The 24,125-nt window shown below is 32.1% G+C and carries 25 protein-coding genes and 1 tRNA gene; 7 read left to right on the forward strand and 19 right to left on the reverse strand.

The features are described 5' to 3' along the window. Positions 1 to 52: 52 nt before the first annotated feature. Positions 53 to 1,042 (reverse strand): DNA polymerase III subunit delta', encoded by a 990-nt coding sequence (gene holB / locus A9G08_RS03830; protein ID WP_065562476.1) that lies wholly within the window; start codon positions 1,040 to 1,042, stop codon positions 53 to 55. Positions 1,043 to 1,053: 11 nt separating this feature from the next. Continuing rightward, the gene (tmk, locus tag A9G08_RS03835; protein WP_065562405.1) at positions 1,054 to 1,680 is read right to left on the reverse strand and encodes a dTMP kinase; all 627 of its coding nucleotides are present in this window, start codon (positions 1,678 to 1,680) and stop codon (positions 1,054 to 1,056) included. 494 nt (positions 1,681 to 2,174) lie between these two features. On the opposite strand from tmk, the gene A9G08_RS03840 reads away from it, so the two are divergent. From A9G08_RS03840 to frdD, 6 genes are all read left to right on the forward strand, one after another. Continuing rightward, the gene (locus A9G08_RS03840) at positions 2,175 to 2,660 is read left to right on the forward strand and encodes a hypothetical protein (protein WP_141673913.1); all 486 of its coding nucleotides are present in this window, start codon (positions 2,175 to 2,177) and stop codon (positions 2,658 to 2,660) included. 266 nt (positions 2,661 to 2,926) lie between these two features. Continuing rightward, a complete protein-coding gene (locus A9G08_RS03845) occupies positions 2,927 to 3,397 on the forward strand; it encodes a hypothetical protein (RefSeq protein WP_065562407.1) in 471 nt (156 codons plus the stop codon). A gap of 172 nt (positions 3,398 to 3,569) precedes the next feature. After that, entirely contained in the window at positions 3,570 to 4,082 is a 513-nt protein-coding gene (locus tag A9G08_RS03850; protein WP_065562408.1) for a hypothetical protein, read from the forward strand. Positions 4,083 to 4,181: 99 nt separating this feature from the next. After that, positions 4,182 to 4,712 carry a hypothetical protein gene (locus A9G08_RS03855; RefSeq protein WP_065562409.1) on the forward strand — a complete coding sequence of 177 codons (531 nt, stop codon included), beginning with the start codon at positions 4,182 to 4,184 and terminating at the stop codon, positions 4,710 to 4,712. Between the two features lie 385 nt (positions 4,713 to 5,097). Then, positions 5,098 to 5,529 carry a hypothetical protein gene (locus A9G08_RS03860; RefSeq protein ID WP_065562410.1) on the forward strand — a complete coding sequence of 144 codons (432 nt, stop codon included), beginning with the start codon at positions 5,098 to 5,100 and terminating at the stop codon, positions 5,527 to 5,529. Between the two features lie 14 nt (positions 5,530 to 5,543). Next, entirely contained in the window at positions 5,544 to 5,900 is a 357-nt protein-coding gene (frdD, locus tag A9G08_RS03865) for a fumarate reductase subunit FrdD (RefSeq protein WP_065562411.1), read from the forward strand. A 63-nt stretch (positions 5,901 to 5,963) separates the two neighbouring features. On the opposite strand, the gene A9G08_RS03870 is transcribed toward frdD, so the two are convergent. The 5 genes from A9G08_RS03870 to A9G08_RS03890 form a co-directional block, all read right to left on the reverse strand. Beyond that, positions 5,964 to 6,824 (reverse strand): hypothetical protein, encoded by an 861-nt coding sequence (locus A9G08_RS03870; RefSeq protein ID WP_065562412.1) that lies wholly within the window; start codon positions 6,822 to 6,824, stop codon positions 5,964 to 5,966. Between the two features lie 67 nt (positions 6,825 to 6,891). Next, positions 6,892 to 8,637, reverse strand: coding sequence for a microcin C ABC transporter ATP-binding protein YejF (gene yejF, locus A9G08_RS03875; protein ID WP_065562413.1), 1,746 nt, complete (start codon positions 8,635 to 8,637; stop codon positions 6,892 to 6,894). Next, a complete protein-coding gene (locus tag A9G08_RS03880; protein ID WP_065562414.1) occupies positions 8,634 to 9,665 on the reverse strand; it encodes an ABC transporter permease in 1,032 nt (343 codons plus the stop codon). The genes yejF and A9G08_RS03880 overlap by 4 nt, the downstream gene beginning before the upstream one ends. Continuing rightward, entirely contained in the window at positions 9,665 to 10,753 is a 1,089-nt protein-coding gene (locus tag A9G08_RS03885; protein WP_065562415.1) for a microcin C ABC transporter permease YejB, read from the reverse strand. The genes A9G08_RS03880 and A9G08_RS03885 overlap by 1 nt, the downstream gene beginning before the upstream one ends. Before the next feature lies 1 nt (position 10,754). Then, positions 10,755 to 12,650: an extracellular solute-binding protein gene (locus A9G08_RS03890; RefSeq protein WP_218058391.1), complete on the reverse strand. Its 1,896-nt coding sequence runs from the start codon at positions 12,648 to 12,650 to the stop codon at positions 10,755 to 10,757. A gap of 451 nt (positions 12,651 to 13,101) precedes the next feature. Here A9G08_RS03890 and A9G08_RS11650 point away from each other — a divergent pair, with 451 nt between their 5' ends. Continuing rightward, the gene (locus A9G08_RS11650) at positions 13,102 to 13,260 is read left to right on the forward strand and encodes an HD domain-containing protein (protein ID WP_176701513.1); all 159 of its coding nucleotides are present in this window, start codon (positions 13,102 to 13,104) and stop codon (positions 13,258 to 13,260) included. Between the two features lie 33 nt (positions 13,261 to 13,293). Here the strand turns inward: A9G08_RS11650 and A9G08_RS03895 are convergent, their stop codons facing one another. The 12 genes from A9G08_RS03895 to A9G08_RS03950 all read right to left on the reverse strand — a co-directional run bounded on the left by A9G08_RS03895 (position 13,294) and on the right by A9G08_RS03950 (position 23,951). Beyond that, positions 13,294 to 13,527: a hypothetical protein gene (locus A9G08_RS03895; RefSeq protein WP_065562416.1), complete on the reverse strand. Its 234-nt coding sequence runs from the start codon at positions 13,525 to 13,527 to the stop codon at positions 13,294 to 13,296. A 37-nt stretch (positions 13,528 to 13,564) separates the two neighbouring features. After that, positions 13,565 to 14,080: a ClbS/DfsB family four-helix bundle protein gene (locus A9G08_RS03900; RefSeq protein ID WP_065562417.1), complete on the reverse strand. Its 516-nt coding sequence runs from the start codon at positions 14,078 to 14,080 to the stop codon at positions 13,565 to 13,567. A gap of 1 nt (position 14,081) precedes the next feature. Continuing rightward, a complete protein-coding gene (locus A9G08_RS03905) occupies positions 14,082 to 14,399 on the reverse strand; it encodes a chorismate mutase (RefSeq protein ID WP_065562418.1) in 318 nt (105 codons plus the stop codon). Positions 14,400 to 14,483: 84 nt separating this feature from the next. Beyond that, a tRNA-Ala gene (locus tag A9G08_RS03910) sits at positions 14,484 to 14,559 on the reverse strand. 120 nt (positions 14,560 to 14,679) lie between these two features. Next, positions 14,680 to 15,678: a protein translocase subunit SecF gene (secF, locus tag A9G08_RS03915; RefSeq protein WP_065562478.1), complete on the reverse strand. Its 999-nt coding sequence runs from the start codon at positions 15,676 to 15,678 to the stop codon at positions 14,680 to 14,682. A 12-nt stretch (positions 15,679 to 15,690) separates the two neighbouring features. Beyond that, positions 15,691 to 17,547, reverse strand: a complete 1,857-nt coding sequence (secD, locus tag A9G08_RS03920; protein WP_081299476.1) for a protein translocase subunit SecD — start codon at positions 17,545 to 17,547, stop codon at positions 15,691 to 15,693. 45 nt (positions 17,548 to 17,592) lie between these two features. Further along, a complete protein-coding gene (gene yajC, locus A9G08_RS03925) occupies positions 17,593 to 17,922 on the reverse strand; it encodes a preprotein translocase subunit YajC (protein ID WP_065562420.1) in 330 nt (109 codons plus the stop codon). Positions 17,923 to 18,045: 123 nt separating this feature from the next. After that, positions 18,046 to 19,749 (reverse strand): NADH-quinone oxidoreductase subunit N, encoded by a 1,704-nt coding sequence (locus A9G08_RS03930; protein ID WP_065562421.1) that lies wholly within the window; start codon positions 19,747 to 19,749, stop codon positions 18,046 to 18,048. Positions 19,750 to 19,755: 6 nt separating this feature from the next. Continuing rightward, the gene (locus A9G08_RS03935) at positions 19,756 to 21,294 is read right to left on the reverse strand and encodes a complex I subunit 4 family protein (protein WP_065562422.1); all 1,539 of its coding nucleotides are present in this window, start codon (positions 21,292 to 21,294) and stop codon (positions 19,756 to 19,758) included. Between the two features lie 17 nt (positions 21,295 to 21,311). Further along, positions 21,312 to 23,159: an NADH-quinone oxidoreductase subunit 5 family protein gene (locus A9G08_RS03940; protein WP_065562423.1), complete on the reverse strand. Its 1,848-nt coding sequence runs from the start codon at positions 23,157 to 23,159 to the stop codon at positions 21,312 to 21,314. Beyond that, positions 23,156 to 23,458 carry an NADH-quinone oxidoreductase subunit NuoK gene (nuoK, locus tag A9G08_RS03945; protein WP_065562424.1) on the reverse strand — a complete coding sequence of 101 codons (303 nt, stop codon included), beginning with the start codon at positions 23,456 to 23,458 and terminating at the stop codon, positions 23,156 to 23,158. Before nuoK ends, A9G08_RS03940 begins: the two co-directional genes overlap by 4 nt. Before the next feature lies 1 nt (position 23,459). Further along, positions 23,460 to 23,951 (reverse strand): NADH-quinone oxidoreductase subunit J, encoded by a 492-nt coding sequence (locus tag A9G08_RS03950; RefSeq protein WP_065562425.1) that lies wholly within the window; start codon positions 23,949 to 23,951, stop codon positions 23,460 to 23,462. Between the last annotated feature and the right edge of the window lie 174 nt (positions 23,952 to 24,125).

Consider the following 24,125-nt stretch of genomic DNA (forward strand, 5'->3'; position numbering starts at 1 on the left):
CCTTTCATATGTAAATCTACTATTGACATAAAATTTTATTATTCTATAAAGTCTATTTCTGATACCCAATTAATTGTGATTGAGCAAGAACATTATAGACAATCAACTCCCTATTTAACCCATTTATCGATAACAAGTTTTTTGCCTTTAACCACAGTTGATAAAGCGAAATAATTTCATCATTACTTTTTGTGGCAAGTAGCCTAACTAACGGAACCTGATCACGATTCACAATATATCGACCAACTTTCTGTTTAGCTTTTAACGCATCACCTAGCAATGCACAAAACCAAGTGATACGCTCAAAAAATTCCTCATGATTAAATGTCTTTGCTAATTGCCAAAAATTGTTTTGTGGCAAGACATTTAACAAGTTTTCACAAAATAATTTTCGTTGTTGCCAATTTTCGGGTTGCAACAGAAGAGCTGCATTTAGTGGCGCATTTTCACTCAATAACAGAGCAGTGGCAAGCTCATTATCACTGTATAAATCATTATGTATCTTTTTTAACCAATTAATAGATTCTTCTATTTTGGGTATTTTTAAAAAATAACAAAAACAACGGCTATGAATTGTAGGTAAAAATTGACTATTATGGTTATCACTTAAAATAAAATAGGTATTTTCTGGAGGTTCTTCTAACGTTTTAAGCAATGCATTTGCAGCGGCTTCTGTCATAAAAGCAGCATGTCTAATCCAGATGACCTTATTACCTCCCTGTTGGGATTTTTCATAGATTTTTGTAGAAATATTCCGTATTTGATCAATACCAATCGATTGTTTTCCCTGTTCATTTGTTATTTGGTAATAATCAGGATGATGTTGAGATAAAAATAACTGACAACTATGACATTTACCGCATGGTTCCAACTGTTTTGAAGATTGACAGAGTAATCGATTAGCTATTAAGTTGATTAATTCTTCTTCGCCACTACCTTGAATATAATTGATTAACAAAGCATGATGAGCACGATGATTAACAATCGTTTCTGCTAACTGTTCAAAAGGTAATTTAAGCCATGGATATTCGTTGAAAATCATAAAATCGAAACCTAATTTGTTAACCATGAATTTAATGTTGTTTCAATTTGAGCTGTCACTTCTGTAATTGATTTTGATGCATCAATAGTAATGATAGTGTTATCATTTTCAGCTAACTCTAAATAACGCTGACGGATTCGCTCAAAAAAAGGTAGTGATTGTTGTTCAATACGATCAAGTTGCCCTCGAGATCTGGCCCTCATCAATCCAAGTTCTGGTGAAATATCTAAATACAACGTTAAGTCTGGTTTAAAATTACCTAAAACCTGAGAGTGTAGTGTTTCGATAAAAACTCTGTCTAACTCTCGTCCGCCACCTTGATAAGCTTGAGTAGATAAATCATGTCGATCACCAATGACCCATTTCCCCATTTTCAGTGCAGGCTTAATCACGTTATCAACTAATTGAATACGTGCAGCATATAACATAAGTAATTCAGCTTTATCAGTTAATGGCTCATTATCTAAACCATTTTTAATAATATTACGCAATGCTTCAGCAATCGGTGTACCACCCGGTTCACGAGTAAATTGCAGATCGCAAATATGATGTTGATTCAAAACACGCGCAACAGTATTTATGGCAGTCGTTTTACCGGCGCCTTCCAAACCTTCGATGACAATAAATTTGCCTGTCATACTTATTTCCTAAACTAATTAAGCTGATGAACGAGTAAACATTGCGCTATTGTACGCTATTTTTACCAATTATTTTAGTTCGTATCGTAAATACCTTGTTAATAGTTATCAAATATGAGTACTTTTTAATATACCGACATAGTAGAACATCCTGTTTACTTATTAGCGATTCGTTTATAAGATCGAAATAAATCAAAATAAAAATAGTTTGATGTTGTTCATTAATAGGAAAATCATTGAGTATATGAACTTTGTATTTATCGCCTTCTAAAAAAGCGATATCGATTGGTATTTTTCACTCACTTATCATTTGTTTAGTAAACAATTCATAGTATTATGAATTAGTATTTAACACTGTGTTGCTAGAGAAAATAAAGTTTTTAGATTATAAAATTATTAGGCGGATTTCCAACCATACCTGAACAAGAATATAAAACAAAATTAATCCGGAATGCCAAAGAATGAAGAAAATACTCCTACTATTAGTCGCATTTATGTCAATAGTAACATTAACCAGTTGCAACAAAACACCCTTAGAAAAAGTAGCCGAATATATAGAACAAAATCACCCTAAAATTATAAAACTCTCTGATTATACTAATTTTAAATGGGATGAAGTTTGGATAATAAGCGGTAGCATCGGAGGAAAGTATATCCTATTAATGCGTGAACAAAATATTGATGTTAAGAAAGTAGAAACTTCTCCAAATTCTAGATATGGCATAGATAAAGATTATTTTAAAACTATAGTATACATATATAATAAAAAAGTAGTTTATTACGAATTTCCTCCGGATGGTAGGGGAAATTCCTTATTTGACGATATAGAAGCAATCTGGACGCGTGCTGATTTTGATTTAGAAAGAGGACAGATTATAGTTGTTTCAAGTAATAATTCTGTATGTGAAGTAAAACACAGAACATTAGTACCCATTAAGCCGATTAAGATCTATGAAAACATGGATAAAAAACTGAAATAAACCGATAATGAATTATCAGACAAAGTGTTAGATTATTATCATGAACATGGCTTATGAGAAGCGAAAAAAACAGAAAGTAGAAAATGGCAAGTATTCCAAACCAAGTTACCGAATGAACTATACAACGCACTCAAACAAGCTGTTAACCTAATGAATCGTTATGGATACTATGAAAATACTTTCGATTTCTTTTAAGCAATTTAGAGGTTAAACAAGAAGACATAGTCTGGTTTAAGACCATACTTAAAGCAAAAGAGCATTAAATAATGAAAAAAATCATACTATTGTTACTTATGTGTTTATTTCTAACCAGTTGCAACAAAACACCTTTAGAAAAAATTGACAATTTTTTGGATAATGCTAATTCATCAGATACATTAGTATTATATAATTTCACAAATTTTAACTGGGATTATTTCATAATTATTACAGCAAGAGATATAAAAAAAACGGACTCTATATTAAATCAAAAAGGAATTTCAACGAATAATATTCAAAATATAAAAGTATTAAGAGAAACTGAATCTTGGACTGAAGTAATATATTTTATTTATAAAAATGATGTTATTTATGTAGATGTTTTTCCAGATAATAACAAGTTCTATTTTGATAATATAAAAAATGGAAAAACTATCTTTAAAATAGATTATCTATGGCCTAGAGAAAAAAGTATTTTTAAGATAAATAAAGATTCTTTGCAAGGGAATTCTTATAAATTAACACCTATAATTAAATAGATAATGAATTATTAATTTATCAATAAGTTACTTCTTTTGTTATTTTTCATATTATCAGGATGTCAGGAAGGCGAACCTCTTGATTCTAGAATTTGGGGTTCATCAAATATTGATAATAGAAAATATGATATGTCAATTTGGATGATAAAAAATAATGAGTAAGGAATGCCAAATGATTAAAAAAATCATACTATTATTATTTATGTGTTTATTTCTAACCAATTGCAACAAAACACCTTTAGAAAAGGTTTTAAAAGATGTAAAAAACAGTCATCCTAAAACCATAACCTTATCTGATTATACTAATTTTAAATGGGATGAAGTTTGGTTAATCAGTGGCAGTATTAGTGGAATGTACATTACGTTAATGCGAGAACAAAATATTGATGTCAAAAAAGTGGAAATGGCTGATGATAATCCTGACTTTGGAAGAACTCAAGAATTCTCTAATACAGTTGTATATGTATATAATAACAAAGTAGTTTATTACGAATTTCCTCCAGATGCCAGGGATTATGTGGGCTTAGCTTCAGAAGGAGCATTAGCTCTTTTAGATTTTAAACTAGATAGAGGGCAGATTATAGTTGTTTCCAGTAATAATTCTGAGTTTGAAGTAAAAGGCAAAACATTAATCCCCATTAAGCCAATTAAGATCTATGAAAATATGGATAAAAAACTGAAATAAACTGCTAACAAATTGTTTTAAACAATTTAGAGGTTAAACAAGAAGACATAGTCTGTTTTATGGCCATACCTAAAGCAAAAAAATATTAAGAAATTAGAAATGAATAAAATAATAATACTATTAGTGATAACATTCATATCAATAGTAACATTAACCAGTTGCAACAGTGAAAGACCTTTAGAAAAAGCATTAAAAGATATAGAAGAAAATCACCCTCAAACCATAACCTTATCTGATTATACTAATTTTAAATGGGATGAAGCATGGTTAATCTATGGCAATATTAGCGGACGTTATATTACATTAATGCGGGAACAAAATATTAATGTTAAGAAAGTAGAATTTTCTGATAAAAATCCTGATTTTGGAAAATATCAAGAGCATTCTGATGCTGTAGTGTATGTATATAATAAAAAAGTAGTTTATTACGAATTCCCTCCGGATAACAGGGACAGGGAATTTTCTCCTTTAGGTTTTGTAGAGCCATTTCCACTTTTAGAGTTTAACTTAGAAAGAGGTCAGATAATAGTTGTTTCCAGTAATAATTCTGAGTTTGAAGTAAAAGGCAAAACATTAATCCCCATTAAGCCAATTAAGATCTATGAAAACATGGATAAAAAATTGAAATGATCCCTAATGCATTAACAATTCTAGATATTCTGAAAATTTCAAATGCCATGATTTTTATATTTACTTATTGAAATATTATCCCCAATTAAAAAATATAAAAATCTATCGTACACAATTTAGTTTTTATGATATCTAGTGTTTAATCATACTAATTATCTGCTTAAAGGTAATTTGTTAATCTCGCAACAATGCGATATAGATTTCTTTTATACTTAATATGAATTAAGCCCAACGCACTTTCTGCCTAGTGTTGATAAGTAAAAAACCGATATCATTCGTGACTTTAATTTGACGATATTAATCACTTAGTGTTTATAATACTGAAATGAACATTGATCGCTTAAAAGATTAATAACGTGATAATACTACCTCCATTGAGAATGTTATGATTAAAAAAAATAATGAAAATTATCAATCCAATACTAAGTTAATTAATACTAACAATCAGCCTGAACATATTAATTTATCAAAAAAACAGGCGCGATTTTTTTCAATTGTTAATAAATTAACCCCTTTTTCCATGATTTGGGTAAGTATAATATTGATGTATGGGGTTATTTGTATGTACACAAACGCAATGGGGCAAGACGAGTTTTATCGTTTTATCTTTTTCTTGCAAAAGCCTTTAGTGGTTGTCATCAATTCTATTGCTTTATTACTTGCTTTATTTCATTCAATTAATTGGTTTAGATTAATACCGAAAGTTATTTTTAAGCAAGATTCGCATAAAAAGGGTAAAGTATATTTACTTATTATTGGCTTTTGGTGTGTAACACTTTTACTTTCATATTACTTACTATTATTGATTATTAAATAAGTGGTGTTTGATTAATGAAAAAACAAGAAAATCAACCAATACGCTCTGATTCAACAGTGGCAAAAGGACTATTTGCTTTAGGTGGACTTTGGGCAGCTATTTTTGCTCCCGTGGTATTGGGTATCATTGCATTTATTATCCCTTTTGGTGATGCAATAACGCGTTCATCAATTCTTAAATTAGCCAACACTGAATTAGGCAAACTATTTTTATGCTTAATGATTTCGCTACCAATTTGGTGTGGATTACAACAGATTCTAACTTTGCTGCATCATTTCAACATACATCCAAAACGAGAAAAGCTACTAACTTTCTGTTTAGCATTCGCATGGACTGCTCATGCAATTTATATTTTATTTGTCAGAGTCTAAAGCTACTTTGATATTAATTTATTGGCGCTATCGATTACTTTTGATAACGCCATTTAAATTTGATTAATAATAGGTAATTTGTCGAACAATATTAGTCTGTTTGTTTTTTCTATTTTGTTTAGACTGACTTGCACTAAGCCAATCATTTTTTTCATTAAAAGTTAAGAAATCGGTTATATAATTTGTTGTATCTTTACCCACCATTGAATAAGCTGAATGAATGGCAATTAATCGGTTAATTTCATCAAATTGGTAAGAAAAATTACTTTCATTTTGGGTTTTATTGCTATATTGCGCTGACACTTTTGCTAATTGATGGTTTTGGTAAGTAAATGAATATACCGAGGCACCTTTTTGAACAGTTCCAACTACATCTCCATTAGCATTCAACTCTTTTAGCTGCCATTGAACATTTTTATTAACTAAACAATTGTTATTATCAAACTGATAATTGTCATTCTCAATAAATGTAAAATCAGGAGCCTTCTTTATTTGTTCCGACGCAATAATACGGCCCTTTTCATCTGTTTTGAATTGAATCGTACTGTTAGTTTTATCTTCAATATCTTGAATAACATTTTGCCAACCAAATTCTGTTTTTTGTAGATGCTCAGAATAAAGTTTTTCATTTTTATCAGAATAAAGGTCGTAATGACTTTCAGTAATTAAGCCATTAGAATCATAACTTAAACTATGTTTCGCAATTGAATGAATCGCACCTGTATCTGACGTGATTGTTGAAGTTCTAACTTCTTGTTTTATACCTTTAGCTTTAGAATCAATAAAATCTAATATTTTGAAGATATAATTATTTGCCTCAACTTTATTTTGCTCAACATCATCAGAACACGTTAATGCCATGACATTTATTGAGACAAATGATAAACATGAAGCAGTTAAAAATCGTAATACTCGTTTTTTCATAATTAACCTGTTGAATATTTTACTAAATTAAATTTTTTAATTATAGTTTATACCTAAGCCTATACATTTATTTTTTACGCATTAACAATGCATCTTCCCAATTGACCTTTTTTTCTTCTTCACCATCATGCTTTTCAACCTTTTCTATATTTTCTTCTGTTTCAGCTTTCTGCGTTTTTTCAAGAATATCAGCATGAATTAGGGTTTTAGTCACTTTTCTAGGTGGTTTATCTAAAAATGAAAGCAAATCTTTCGTATAGTCTGTTTCAGGCGTATAGAAGATTTGTTCACGAGAGCCTTGTTCAATAATTTTTCCCTCTTTCATCACAACAATTTGGTGGCAGAAAGAATAAACTAAGGCAAGATCATGACTAATAAATAGATAGCTAATATGGTGTTTTTCTTGCAATGATTTAAGCAAATTAATTATTTGCTTTTGAATAGTATGATCTAATGAAGAAGTTGGCTCATCTAAAATCAATAATTCTGGTTGTAAGATTAAAGCTCTAGCAATGGCAATTCGTTGTCGTTGTCCGCCAGAAAATTCATTTGGGTAACGAAAACGCATTTCAGGATCTAATCCAACTTCTTGCATAATATCAATCACGGCTTGTTCACGCTCTGTTTTACTCAATTTCTTATGAGTAATTAAGCCTTCACTAATAATTTGTTCAACGTTTAAGCGCGGATTAAGTGAAGAGTATGGGTCTTGAAATACCACTTGGATTCGGCTGCGAAATGGTAATAATTTTTTAGCGGATAAATTCTGTATAGGATGGCTATCGAATAAAATATCACCTTGTGATTGAATTAAACGCAAAATAGCTAGTGCAGTAGTACTTTTACCTGATCCTGACTCGCCAACTATACCCACAGTTTCACCTTGGTGCACCGTGAAGCCAATATTATCAACAATTTTCTTCTTTTTACTACTAAATAATCGTTTTTGCGCGATAACTTCAACATTCAGATGATTAACACTGAGCAATATACCCGGTGTATCAGGTAAAGGAACGGGTTCACCACTAGGTTGTGAATTTAATAATGTTTGGGTATATTCTTGTTGAGGGCGCAAAAAGATGCGTTGTTTATTATTGAATTCAACAATTTGCCCATTTTGCATTACTGCCACTTTATCTGCCAGTTTTTTTACAATCCCCAAATTATGTGAAATAAATAGCATACTCATATTAAGTTCTTTTTTAAGTTCTTTGAGTAAATCAATAATTTGTGCTTGAACTGAAACATCTAAGGCTGTAGTTGGTTCATCGGCTATTAATAATTTAGGATGCGTTAAAATTGCCATTGCAATCATGACCCGTTGTCTTTCGCCGCCAGACAATTGATGAGGATAAGCAGAAAGTTTAGTTTTAGGCTCTTTGATTCCAACACGATCTAAATATTGTAAAATCTCCTCCCGAGCAACATTACGTCGCATACCACGATGTAATGATAGTACTTCGTAAAGTTGTTTTTCCACTGTATGTAATGGATTAAGTGATACCATTGGTTCTTGGAATATCATACTTATTTCATTACCACGAATTTTGCGTAACTCTTTTTCAGGCGCATGTAATAACGATTTATCCTCAAAAATAATATCGCCAGATGGATAGATCACCTGCTCTTTGGGTAACAATCTTAAAATCGATAGTGCAGTCACACTTTTACCAGAACCTGATTCACCGACTAATGCAACCGTTTCTTGTTCGCCGATATCAAAGCTAATATTTTCGACAATTTGACTTTGCAAGTCATGACCAGTTTTAAAAGCAATACTTAAATCAACAATCGATAATAAAGGAGAACTCATTTATATACTCCTTTGTTTGGATCAAATGCATCTCTAATTCCTTCACCAATAAAAATTAAAAGTGACAATAATATAGAAATAACTAAAAAAGAACTAATACCGAGCCAAGGTGCTTGTAAATTGTTTTTACCTTGTAGAAGTAATCGACCTAAGGATGGTGAATCAATGGGCAAACCAAAACCTAAAAAATCCAATGCAGTTAACGTTGAAATTGAACCACAAAGAATAAATGGTAAATATGTTAATGTCGCAACCATCGCGTTGGGCAACATATGTCGAAACATAATTTTACGATCACTCACTCCCATTGCTTTGGCAGCTCGAATATAATCAAAGTTACGAGTACGTAAAAACTCGGCTCGCACAATACCAACTAAAGCCATCCATCCAAATAATACTGTAATAGCTAATAACCACCAAAAATTAAGTGGTAAGATACTTGCAAGTAGAATAATTACAAATAATTCTGGTAATCCACTCCAAATTTCAATGAATCGTTGTCCCAATAGGTCGACTTTTCCGCCATAATAACCTTGGATTGCACCGATTAGTACACCAATAATGGAAGTGAAGAAAGTTAAAAATACCGCAAAAAACATCGATATTCTAAATCCGTATAAAATATTGGCTAATACATCAAATCCAGCATCAGTTGTGCCAAGCAAATGCGTTTTAGATGGTGGTGTTGGAAATGTGCTAGCTGTATCATGAATTACAGTATTATAGGTATATCGGAATGGAGGCCAAAATATCCAACCATCTGATTCAATCTTATTTTGTACTGCAGGATCTAAATAATTAGTTTGCGTTTGAAACTGCCCACCAAACTCTGTTTCCGGATAAAAATGAAATATTGGCGAATAATAGTTATTTTGATACTTTATGAATATGGGGCGATCATTAAATATAAAATCAGAAAATAGACTTATTATAAATAATATTGAAAATAGCCATAACGAATAATACCCACGTCGATTGCGTTTAAATCGTTGCCAACGTAGCTGATTAATTGAATAGTGCATAGTCATCAGTTGCGAGCCTCAAAGTCAATACGTGGATCAATTAACATATAAGTTAAATCTGATAAAAGTTTAGTGAGTAGGCCAATTAATGTAAATATATATAATGAGCCAAAAATAACAGGATAATCTCGTTGAATAATTGCCTCATACCCTAATAAACCTAATCCTTTAAGTGAAAATATCGCTTCAATAAGTACTGAGCTAGTAAATAAAATTCCGACAAATGAGGTTGGAAAACCCGATACGATAAGTAAGGTTGCATTGCGGAAAACATGTTTATACATAATTTGCCTTTCACTCAAACCTTTAGCTCTAGCAGTCACAACATATTGTTTGCGAATTTCATCTAAGAATGAGTTCTTAGTTAGCATAGTTAATGTTGCAAAACCACTAACCACCATAGCAATAGTTGGTAAGCAAATATGCCAACAATAATCTTTGACTTTGCCCCAAAAATCTAATTGTTCAAAATTATTTGAGATTAATCCTCGAAGCGGGAAAATATCCCAATAACTCCCCCCAGCGAAAAGGACTATTAGCAACACGGCTAATAAAAAAGCGGGTATTGCATAACCAATAATGATTAAAGTACTTGTCCAAAAATCAAATATTGAACCATCTTTAACTGCTTTACGAATCCCTAATGGAATTGAGATTAAATAAATGATTAATGTACTCCATAACCCCAATGAAATAGAAACAGGTAAACTTTTTGCAATTAAACTTAGCACTGATTCACTTTTGAAAAAGCTGTTACCAAAATCAAACTGAATAAATTGTTTCAATGTATTAATGTAGCGTTCCCAGATCGGTTTATCAAAACCATATTGCTTTTCAATCATTGCCACAATTTCAGGATCAAGGCCTCGCCCGCCCTGATAATTTGATTGTTTTTTTTCTTCTTTTAATATTGTTGGGCTAGTTTCACTGCCTGGTAACAAGGTTTGTCCTGCTTCTGGTCCATTTTCAATCATAGACAATGCTTGATCTACAGGACCGCCGGGTGCAATTTGTACGATAAAAAAGTTGATCGTCAAAATGATTAGTAATGTTGGAATAATTAGCAATAATCGACGGATAAAATAATTCAGCATATTAGTGTTCTCTATTCTTTGATAAGCTAGCTGCTTTATCTTCATCATACCACCAGCTATCAATTCCTATTGCATAAGTTGGTTGTTGGGTTGGCTGGCCAAATTTATTCCAATATGCATAAAAAGTTTTACTGTTATACCACATTGGAATCATCGGATATTCTTGCGTCAAAATTCGATCTAACGCTCGCCCAAGAGGAATTAATTCCTCCTTGTTCCCAACATTTTTAATTATTTCATTAATAATTGAATCAATTGCCTGATTATGTAAGCCTGAGCCATTATATGTAGAGTTTAAATATTCGGTTCCCCAAAAAATCATTAAACTTGAGGATGGATAATCTATCGAACTATAATTACGTGGCATCATATCATAATCACGTTCACGCATTCTGCGATTGATCTGCGCGTAATCAAGTGAGATTATATTCATTTTAATACCTAAACGAGCTAAATTTTGCTGGAAAGGGATCGCATATTTGATGTCGTCACCAAGGTAAGTTAACAATTCAAATTCAAAAGGTTGTTGGGTTTTAGGATTAATTAATTTACCGTCTTTAATGATCCAACCTGCTTCTTCCAATAATTTAGCAGCTGTTAATAAGTTATTGCGATTAAAACCTTGCCCATCACTTTTAGGAATAGTATAAGCTTCATCAAACGCTTGTTCAGGAATAATATCTTTATAAGGAGTTAACCATTTAAGCTCAAGTTCACTCGGTTTACCTTTAGCGGCATAAATAGTATTTTCAAAAAAGCTAGATGGTCTTTTATAACTATCATAATAAAATGCATGATTTAACCATTCAAAATCAAAAGCTAAGGTAATCGCTTTTCGAACTTTTATATCTTTAAAAAAATCTTTCTGCAAATTAAACGCTAACCATTTAGTATCTACTGCTGTTTCAACGATTTTTTCTTTTTTAATGATATCCTTTGAATCAAAGTATTTTCCTTGATATTGAGTAAACCAATTTTTCGGTTGCCCTTCACCTCGAAAATCATACTCCCCAGCTTTAAAAGCCTCTAAAGCAATGCTCGTATCCATATAATAATCGATACGTTTTTCATCAAAATTATTTAGACCTTTATTAACCGGTAAATCTTTTGCCCAATAATCAGGATTTCGCTTATAAACGACATACTGTCCGATTTTATAATCACTAATATAATAAGGTCCGCTACCAACCGGAGGAGTACTTACTGGCTCGGAAAAATTACGATCTTTCCAATAATGTTCAGGAATAATATGCATATTACCAACAAAGGATAGTAATTTTTCACTGTCGGCTTCAGGTAAGTCGACACGAACGCGATAATCGTCTATGGCTTTAACATTTATCCCTTTGTTGTAAACTCGATATTGCGAAACACCTTCAGTCATAAATTTTTGAAAAGTAAATTCCACATCATGTGCGGTTATTGGCTTACCATCTTGAAAACGCGCATTAGGATTAATTTCTACCTCTGCCCAACGATAACTATCTGAATAAGTGATTGAGGTCGCAATTAGTGGATAAAAACTCGAAATATCATCAGCTGTTGTGGTAAATAGAGAATCATATAAGGAGCCGGAATAATGTTCAGGTGCGCCACGACTTGCGAAACGATTAAAATTATCAAAAGTACCTATTTCATACAATTTAATAATTCCACCTTTAGGAGCATTGGGATTGACATAGTTAAGATGTTCAAAATTTTCAGGGTATTTAGGTTCACCTAACAATGAAAATATAGTTTTGTGATAAATATGTTCATTAGGTTGAGAAGGCTCAACATTATCAATTGATTCTATAGTCTCAGTTGAGGAATTAACCTCTTCTACCGTCTCGGTTTGCAACGTGAGATTTGAGTCTTCGGCATAAGCAGTCATTGAACAAAGGAATAATCCACTCAAACAGCTTGAGATGAATAACCTCTTAATAATTTTTTTTCTTTGACTAATCATCCTAATTTAGTTCCTGTTTTATCTTCAACCTATCAATATGAGATTTTACTTTAATTGAAAATTTTAAATTATCTAAAGTACTTAAAATAATACATAGTAAGTTAGCTATTTTGCCAAACTTCAATCAAATGAGCAAAACCTAATTAATAAACTTAATAGCTAATATTAATTATCCCATTAATATTTATCGATATTTGTTTAAGATATATCCTGCTATCGTTAACCGAATATTTTTTAGTACACAAATGTGATAGCCAATTAAAAAAAGTTGAGGAACGGGGTTTTTGAGTATAAAAATTTAGCAATTTAGCCAATATTCTTTTATTATTCTAATATTAATGGTGATACTCAGCTTCACATTTCAAACAATTGGCTGATAAAAATAGGGATATCCTTTTTAATGTGCGAATCATTTTATCAATATTGGGGAAAGTGCCAACCAGTCGATCAATCAAGTGATTATCATCTTTTACCTTACCACAATTTAGATGTCGCCGCTTGTGGATACCATATTGTCAAAAATAATGACTTAAAATTAGGATTTATCACGTCTATATAGAGACAAATTTAATAGTTACAGCAAAAAAATCAATTAACATTGATTGACCAAAGCCAAAATATTTTGGATTGCGGTTTTTGCCTGATGGCTGTTTTTCCAACATGATGATCTGGTTAATAAGGCACCTTTATTCAGTATTTCATCTAAAGTAGTATTACGCAACTTTTCAAATGAATCGAATCCCATCTGTTGTAATCTTTCTATGATTTTATCGCCAACGTATTTTAGTTCTAAAAGGTGTTTCTTTTCTTGTTCTGAAAAAGCCATACAGTTCCTTATCTTTTTGGAAATAAATGTTATGATTTTACTGATTTGAATTTAATTTTTTCCATTTTCTAATTTTAGCTCTAAAGGATTTAAATGGTGCAACAGAATTAATGTGGATAAATCGTGCAACAGTCCATGCTAAAGGAAAAGGTTTAGTCCAATTACGCGTGTCTTTTATGAAAAGTGTACTATCATCTAATGAGTTAATCCAATTATTCCAGATAACAAGTTTCTCATTAAATAATTTAATCAGTTCTTGTAATGAATAATCCTGATAAATCTTATAAAAGTGTTGATATAATGTGCCTAACTGATTCCATTTGTAGCCTTCTGCTGGTAATGTTGGGGTTTGTCCAGCAAGTTCAAGATCATCCCAAGACTTAACAAGATCCAACCATCCTAACTGATAAGCAATCATTTGACTTGGAGTTCGATCTACTCCATCTATTAACTTATCTTTATCTAGTTCGGATAATTCGCTGAATTCATTAATAAATAGCTTAGCAGTTTTATTTATCTCATCCAATAGATGCTGTTTGTTTTCATAATTCATCTTATTTATTTGCCTTATTAAAATGTTTCATTTCTTCATTGATAAAATATTTAACTAAGTTAGCATACAATTGTTTAATCACTTCACCATCAAGTCCCAACTCATTAGCCCAAAGCATACGTTGCTCTAACATACTGTTAAAACGAGCTTGAGCCTGCACATCAGTGACATTTTTTTTGAATTGGCTTGCAGCTTTAACATACTCGAACCGAGCGGCTAATAATTGAATTACCAAATGATCTATTCTATCGATTTCAGCTCGAATATCATTCATATCACGACATTCATTAGCTAATATTTTTGAATGGTATTGAATCATATAGAGTACTCAATAGTGAATAGTTTTGCTATCTTAGCACTAGATATATGTATTTGAAAGAATTTGATTTAAGAAATGGGGAATTGGTGGAGCCAAGGGGGATCGAACCCCTGACCTCAACGCTGCCAGCGTTGCGCTCTCCCAGCTGAGCTATGGCCCCAAATAGGTAAAACTGTGGCTAATAATATGCAACTAGTTAGAGGGTGTCAAATGGTTTGGTATTATTCGCTTAAAAAACAGTCTAATAAAGCTCTGTCAACCTATGACAGAGCTTAAGTAGTTAATGAATAATTGCGTTTTGATCTGCACCTTCAACTTCAACTTTTGGTGGCATAAAGTGCTCACGTTTAACACCCAATTTAAGTGACATATATGCGGCCACATAGATCGATGATATCGTGCCTAACACAATCCCTACGCCTAATGTTTCAGAAAAACCTTTTAACATTGAACCGCCAAATATATACAAAATAATAACAACAGCTAAGGTTGTACCTGATGTCATTAAGGTTCGATGTAATGTTTGAGTTAGTGAGATGTTGATCACATCGTATGGCGACGCACGTCGAATTTTTCTAAAATTCTCACGAATTCGGTCAAATACAACGATGGTATCATTAAGTGAATAACCAATGATAGATAACATCGCTGCGATAATAGTCAAATCTAACTCTCGATTAAATAACGATAAATATCCTGCGGTTATTACAACGTCATGCGCTAATGCGACAACAGCACCTGTACCAAATCGCCATTCAAATCGAAACGCAATGTAGATTAAAATACAGATTAAAGCAGCACAAATCGCTAATATTCCATCTTGAGCTAATTCAGTACCAACTGTTGGGCCAACGAATTCAATTCGTTTAATTTCAGCATTACTATCAATATTTTTATGCACTAAATTTGAAATTTTCATACCTAATGCATTATCAATCGTTGATGATACACTACCTTCACTTTGGTTGGCAGTTGGTAGTCGAATAATGATATCTTTACTGCTACCATAATATTGAACGATTGGTTCATGATAGCCCTCATCACGTAAACTGTTACGTAGGTCATCAAGGTTTATAGCTTTAGTAACAGTTAACTCAACAGTTGTCCCACCAGTAAAATCTTGTCCAAGATTAAATCCTTTAACAAAAATTATTACAAATGACGCCACAACTAATATCATTGAGATAGCAAAAGCAATAAAACCAAATTTTAAAAAGTCGAGGACTCTGCGGCCATGATTTAGCTCTCTAACATCATGATTTTCTTTTTTATCAACAATCACAATAAACCTCTAAATTGATAACTTATCAACACGACGACCACCATAAATAAGATTGGCCAATGCTCGAGTCCCTACGATCGAGGTAAACATCGATGTTACAATACCGATACCTAATGTAATAGCGAAGCCTTTAATTGAGCCAGTACCAACCGCATAAAGAATAACCGCAGTAATCAGTGTGGTGATATTGGCATCAAAAATACTACTCCAAGCACCTGCATAACCTTCGCTAATTGCGTGTTGAACACCTCGTCCGTTACTTAGTTCTTCTTTTATTCGCTCGTTAATCAATACATTAGCATCGACTGCCATACCTACGGTTAAAACTATACCGGCAATACCTGGCATACTCAATGTCGCACCTGGTAATAATGACATGGTACCAACAATCAAAATTAAGTTCGCTACCAGTGCAAGACTTGCAAATACTCCAAATAGGCGATAAACCACCAGCATAAATATGACAGAAATTAATAATCCCCAAACACAAGATTCTAAGCCTTGTGTGATATTTTCTTGCCCCATTGAAGGACCAACGGTTCGTTCTTCAATTATTTGAATCGGAGCAATCAACGCACCAGCTCTAAGTAATAATGATAAATTCTTAGCTTCATCAATACTACTTATGCCTGTTACTTGGAATCGGTCACTAAAAATACCTTGGATAGTTGCGACATTGATGACTCTCTCTTGTTTTTCAAGAATAGGTTTATCATTTTCATCACGTTTTCCAGTATCTTTATACTCGACAAAAAGTGTTGCCATTGCTTTTTTCAGATTTTTTTGCGTGAAACCAAGCATGGTTTTACCACCAGCACTATCAAGAGTGATAGAAACCTCTGGTTGGCTATATTCGTTTACTCTAAATGAAGAATCGGTAATATGATCACCTGTTAATACTACACGTTTATAAAGTAAAACTGGTCGGCCGTTTTCCATATATTTAATTTCAGAACCATATGGAACACGCATATTGCCGTTTAAAATTGCAGCTAAGTCAATTGAGCTATCATCATTCACTTGCCTAAATTCAAGGGTAGCTGTCGCACCTAAAATGCGTTTAGCCAATGCAGTATCTTGGATACCTGGTAATTCAACCACAATACGATCTGAGCCTTGGCGCTGAACAATTGGTTCAGCCACACCTAACTGATTAACTCGATTACGTAAAATGGTAGTATTTTGTTGAACTGCATCATTTTTCGCTTGTTGCAGTCTCTGTTGACTAACACTAATGACAATGCTGTTTTCATCTTGTGAAGTTAACTCATAATCTTGTAATCCATTGATCTTAGTAATAGCTTTATTACGATCTTCAACATTATCAAATTGCATTGTTATTTGTTGATTAGGATTTTTGTTGATTGTTTTATATATAAGATTGTTTTTATTAAACTCAGCTTTTAAATTTTCAATCGACTGGTCTGTCAATTTACTTAATGCAGTAGTCATATCTACTTCCATTAAGAAATGAACACCGCCGCGCAAATCGAGGCCTAATTTCATTGGCTCTGCGCCAATCACAGCTAACCACGATGGTGTTGCTGGTGCTAGATTTAGCGCAACAGTATAATCTTCACCTAATTCTTGTGATATTAATTCTTTAGCTTTAAGCTGAGTATCATTATCACTTAATCGAATTAAAATAGATTTATTTTCATATACGAGTGATTTAGGTTCAATTTTGTTTTTCACCAAAAGTTGCTTAACTTTATCTTGCATAGCAACATTAATTTCGGTACCGTTTGAACCTGAAATTTGTATAGCAGGATCTTCACCATAAATATTTGGAAGCGCATAAAGCAGGCCGACGCAAATTACGACGACCAACATAATGTACTTCCACAAAGGATAGCGATTTAGCACGACATTTTCTCTTGTGGAATTAGATAATTAATACAATGAAATTTATTATAATGATTTCATTGTTCCTTTTGGTAAAACAGATGTGATAAAGTCACGTTTGATAACAACTTCTGTTGTATCATTTAACTCTAACGCAATATAACCATTGTCGTTAACTTTTGAAACTCGACCAATAAGTCCACCATTAGTTAATACTTCATCACCTTTAGAAATTGATGCCATTAACTCACGATGCGCTTTAGCGCGTTTTTGTTGTGGGCGCATAATCATAAAATAGAAAAATAACCCGAATACCACTAACATAATTGGCATTAAATAATCAGCACCAGGCTGAGCGCCATCGGCTGCATATGCATTAGAAATAAAAAAGTCCATATCGGTCCTCTTAATTTTTACAAAAATATTAAAGTTCAGAATTATAACACAATAAATATGTCGATAATTAACTATTTCTTGTCAATGTCTTTTTAATCAATCTCAAGAAAGTAACAAAAATAATTAAGTCGTTAAATATTGAGCCATACTAACTAAGTTAACTAACCATTTTGGATAGACACCACATACAATCGTTAAAACTGCTGCAAGAACAATTAGCAATTCGCTCATTTTTATATCCTGCCATTTTAATCTGATGTTCGAATTCAGCTGCTCATCATTGGATGGTTTGATATAAAGGTTGAGAATAAGTCTTGCATAAAAATAAAGTCCTAGTGTGCTACCAATAACCACTGCCGCAATTAACCACCATAATTCAGCCGTTACACCCAACAATATTAGAAGGAAACGCCCAACAAAACCAGCTGTCAGTGGAGCACCTGCTAAAGAGAGTAAACCTATACCCATTGCTAATGCTAAAACAGGACGACGCCAAAATAATCCTGAAAGATCAACTTCGTTTTCATGATCCTGTAACTCGTTGGAATGTGATTCTAAACTGATCACGCCCAAAATACAGATATTGGCAAGAATGTAACCAATCAAATATACACCAATGGTTTCTAAGGCCAATACTTGATATTGCACAGCAATTAAAGCAAGTAATAAATAACCAAAGTGAGCTATGGATGAATAAGCTAATAACCGTTTTAAGCTACTTTGCATTAAAGCAGATAAATTACCCCATAGTATTGAACAAAAAGCCATTATCACCAAAATAATACGAATTGTTTCATTATTCACAATTGGTGCAAGTAAAAATAATCTGGCAATAGCACAAAATACTGCCACTTTCCCTACTGTTGATAATAATAATGCTACAACAGTCGGTGCACCTTGATAAACGTCAGGCAACCAAAGTTGAAAAGGTACCAGTGAAAGCTTGAAACCAATTCCCACTAATATTAAACAAATGCCAATTAATAATAATGTACTTTGATAATTCATGGTTGAAAGCTGGTAACTTAAACCACTAAATGTAAGCTCTCCAGTTGTTGCATAGTAGAAGGCTATTCCCATTAACAAAAATGAACTCGCTATTGCAGATAAAATCATATATTTGATCGCTGCTTCTAACGCATGTGTTTGTATATATTGATAACCGATCAATCCAATAAATGGTATCGAAAGTAATTCTAAGCCTAGGAAGAATGACATCAAATGACTTGCATAAACTAAAGTTACGCCGCCTAATGCCATAAGTAATAAAATTACATAGAATAAACCATGTGCGACCAGTTCTTGTACAAACCATTGATAAGCGAGTGAAGCAACTACAATAGAAATAATCAAAATCAAACTGGTATAAAGTAATCCATAGCCATCACAGGTAAATAATGCTGTAACTTGATGGGCTCGCCATTTATTATCAGTATTATCATCAGTTTGTGTAGTATCAATAACATTCTGAGGTGGGCCTACAAAATCTTGTTGAACCATCGGTTCAGAGCTTTGGTCATTTTGAAGGGGTGATGTTTCCGTTGGAACCTCATCAACGGCTATAGTTTGCTCACTTGATAAATCAGTATCAGTTGAACCTTGTGAAGTAGGTACAGATATTTGCATATTGTCACTACTAATATCAGTTATTGCAGGTGTGTTATGAGAAATTTTAAAGCCTAGAATTGATGAACAAATTAAAGCGCACATCAACCCTAATATAGCTAAAATAGCGCATTTTTTAGTTCCTACTTTAAAAACAAAAAGCGCTATGAGCAAAACAATTATGGCAAAGCTCAATATGAATATTGGCAATAAAGCTATCATAAATTTTTACTCTCCCACTCGTTCTGCTGTTATATACTGCTGTGTTTGGTTGACAGTAGAATAAGATATATCTAACACTATCTTAGGGTACAACCCGATAAAAATTAGAATAATCAATACACTAGATAATAATAAAATATCTTTTTTACTTAAAAAGTGTTTGGTTACATCTACTTTATCAACTACTCCATAAAAAATAGGTTGCATACGAATAATTAAGGAAATTGACAGTAACAGCAACCCAATTACCAACAAAATTGTATAATATGAATAAGAGGTATAACTACCTAATAACATCATATAATTACCAACAAAATTAGCTGTACCTGGTATGCCTAATACAGCTAACATAAAAAATAAAGTAAAAGAGGACAGATATCTCACTTGCTCTTTTAATCCAATAAATTGGTTTATATTCCGAGTTAAATAGCATTCAGCCAATAATCCGCTAATCATAAACATGCCAACGATAGCTAGGTTTATGGCTATCATTTGAATAACAACGCCTTGAAATGCTATTACAGATCCACTATAAATAATTGTAGTAACAAATCCCATTAACGCGATATGGATATAAGCAATTAATTTTTTTATATCTGTTTGGTTAAATGCTAGTAAAGCAGCATAAAAAACAGTAAACATAGCTAGTATTGAAATAACAGGCATAATGGCCAAAGACGCGTTTGGAAAAAGGGGGATTACAAAACGTAATAAACCAAATGTTGCCGTATTAAGTAATAAACCACTTATCATCATTGAACCACTTGTTGAAGATTCAATATGTGCTTCAATAAACCAATTGTGAAAAGGAACTAAAGGAATACGTATAAGGAAAGCTGCTAGAAATCCTAACATTAATAAAAATTCAGTATTACTTGAAATTGGTGTTTTAGTTAAAATTTGATAGTCAAAAGTCCATTGACCGGTTAAATTCCAATTAATTAGTGCTAATGAAACAATAGATATTAGCATTAATAAACTACTTATTTGTGTGTAGATTAAAAATTTATTAGCACCATTGAAGCGTTGTGAATTTAAATCTCTCCTTCCCCACAATGAAATTAAGAAATAAATCGGAATAGCTACCGCTTCCCAGAAGAAAAACATCAAAAACAGATCAGTAATGACAAATAACATCATAATGGCTGATGTCATAAATAATACACATAAGTAAAACAACCCAAGGTTATTTAGGTTTTCTTTGCTAGAATAAATAATAACTAGTAGTACAATGAAAAGTGTCGAAGTAATTACTACCAATGATAAACCATCCAATAGAAGATGAAAATGGATACCAAGTAATGGGATCCAGTCATAATTAACCTCTTTACTCCAACTTGAATCTGGTTCTACATTTATTGCATTCGCCCATAAAATTATGGCTAAGATTAATGTGATTAATATAGTCGTGAAAGCAACCATAATTGGTAAACGTTGCCAACGCAATTGTACATCAGTTGATACTACGATTCTTTGTAAGAATACTTGACATAACCAACCAATGAATCCGCCAATTACAGGTAAGAAGACAAGCCATAACAACATGAAAGTTCACACCTTTATTAAATAAAAATCAATAACATTAATATAATAATGCTACCTATGACCATTGAAACCATATACCATCGTATCTGTCCATTTTCTAGGCTAACAATATATGAGTTTATTTTTTTAATTCCCCACATTATCCAATTGTCCCATATCGCTAACGGATCTTTTTTCAGGAAATCCGCTAAATAGATATAAGGTTTTACGAAGATATTGTTCAAGACAAAATCAAATCGCCAATTGCTTTTACATAATCTTCCTAAAAATTTGACCATCGGAGTATTAAGTATTTCATGAACCTCACTATTAAGATGCCCATAAAGAATATAAGCAATAACTAAACTCAATAAAGTCACTGCACTTAATAATATCCGAAATGGTAACTGTTCCTGAGTATCAAGATAGGCTATTGGAATTATTCCTTGTATTGGCAATGGGAAATAAATAAATAATGCAGTAGTAAATATTAACAATATAAAAATTGGAAAATAATTTATCGTTTTAATTTTTATAATATGATCCATTTTATGGGTATGATGGAAAACTAAAAAGATTATGCGCCAAATACCCAAACTTGATAATAAAACACCTAACAAACCTATGGTGCCAGCCATCAAGCTATCTTGTGCCATTAATCTCCAAATAATATCGCCTTTAATATAAAAAGATGCAGAAATATAAGGGAATGCACTAAGTGAAAGCATTATAATTAGAAAAATAGCATATAATATTGGGTTAGATTTTAATAAACCACCAATTTTGCTAATGTCTCTTTCACCTTGGCATTGTTTTAATAAAATTGCTGAAGCTAGTATTAATAATGTACTGGTTACAGAATAATTTATCAAACAATTTAATGATAAATTCCAACTTTGAGTTGAAAAGGCAAAAAATAGGTAACTAATTTGAGCTAAATTAATATAGGTTATAATTCGTTTTATATCATTTTGAACCAAAGCAATACTACTAGCAAATATAATAGTTAAAGATGCAAATAAAAGCATTATATAAAGTGTATCACTAGACATCATAAACAAATTGCTTAATCTTAAAACAAGATAAACTCCGGCCAATATGACTGTTGAAGACTGTAATAAAGCAACAGCTGGCATTGGTGCTAATGTGGTTTCTGTGAACCATGTATGCATTGGAAAAAGAGCCGATTTACTCATAGCGCCAAGGAACAACATAATGGTGATCCAAAAGATAATATCTGAATCGATAGCTAAATCGTTATGTGCTTTAAATAAAATCTCGCTGATTTTTAATGTTTCTACTGTTTGATAAAGTAAAAATATACCAATAATTAGAAATATGTCGGTTAAATGCATCATAACAAAAGCTTTAACTGCAGCATAACCATTACGAGCCTGTTTGTAATAAATACCAATAAGTAAGTAAGTACTTATACTCACACCTTCCCAACCGAGTAGCATTACAAACAAATTATCAACAAGCACAACTGTTAACATGCTAGTTATGAGTAAATTACTATATGCATAGAAAGTATAAATATCTTCCCGTGATTTTAGATAACTGGCAGCAAAGATAGAGATCAATAAACCAAAGAAAGAAATTAGCACTAAAAAAGTTAGCGATAACCCATCCAAAGTTAAGGAAATCGGAACTTCAAAATCACCGACAGAAAACCAAGTCCATAGATTTCTTGTATAAACGAGTGTCATATCTGGGACGGTATTGGTAGAAAAATCAATACATGAAAATATTGTTATTAAACCAACAATAAATATAGTACTAATTCCGATTAACTTAACATTAATGGATTGTATTTGTCGCCCAAAACAAACCTGTATTAGAAAAGATAGTAATGGAACAATGATAGTTAAATAAAGTAAATTCATCCTTTCATTTCGCTCAATGAATCAATATTAAAGTTTTTACGTCGATAAATTAATTTAACAAGTAAAGCAAGCCCGACACATATTTGAGTTAAGACAGTAATTACCGCTAAGATAGCTAAAACCCCACCATCTGATTGCTGCCAATAACTACTCGCGACAAACAAAGCTGCTATTGCTCCATTGTTCATAATAATAAGGCTTAATAATAAAAAATAGAGATTTCGTCTAATCATTACACCTAACAGCCCGATTACAAACAAGATAGAAGCAAAAATTAGCCCATGCATAAGTGGTATCACGTTATTTCTCCGAAAACATTCGATGCATAAAATGATAAGATATAACTACTGCACCTAATAACAAAAATGCAGCTAACTCCGTCATCAAAATATAAGCATAAATAGACATTTGATGCATTAATTCATGTGTTTCTTTAAGTTGTGAATAGTCAGTGCTTACTACACCATATATAAGAATAACTAACAATATGAATGCTAAAACTAATGGCCCCAGCCAAATCTTAGGACTAATGCCATGTTTATTATTTTCAACATTATCATTACGAATTTTAAGCTTTAAAGAAACACCCCAAAAAAGGATTATGCCACCGCAAATAAAAAAGAGGATATATAAAGCAGCTGAAATATATGTCTGTAACAGAATAAATATTAATGCTGATGCAAAAAGTGAAATAGCGAGATATAAAATTGCCTTCTCTACCCTTCTACAAAAAATCACTTTTAAACTAGCAATAATAGCTATTATCGATGCAATATAAAAAACAACGATCATTAGATAATCCAATACTTATTCATAATGACATTAGTATATACCCAATCGACGACAATATACAGTTTACTAACGTTTCGTTAATACAAAAAATTCTTTCTAAATAATTTATTATCTTTATATAGTCAACAGAATGTTATTTTTACCAAATATAATAAAAACGATGGAAATAATAAA

Origin of the sequence: Gilliamella sp. wkB195, assembly GCF_001690445.1 — a bacterium.
GTDB lineage: Bacteria > Pseudomonadota > Gammaproteobacteria > Enterobacterales > Orbaceae > Gilliamella > Gilliamella apicola_E.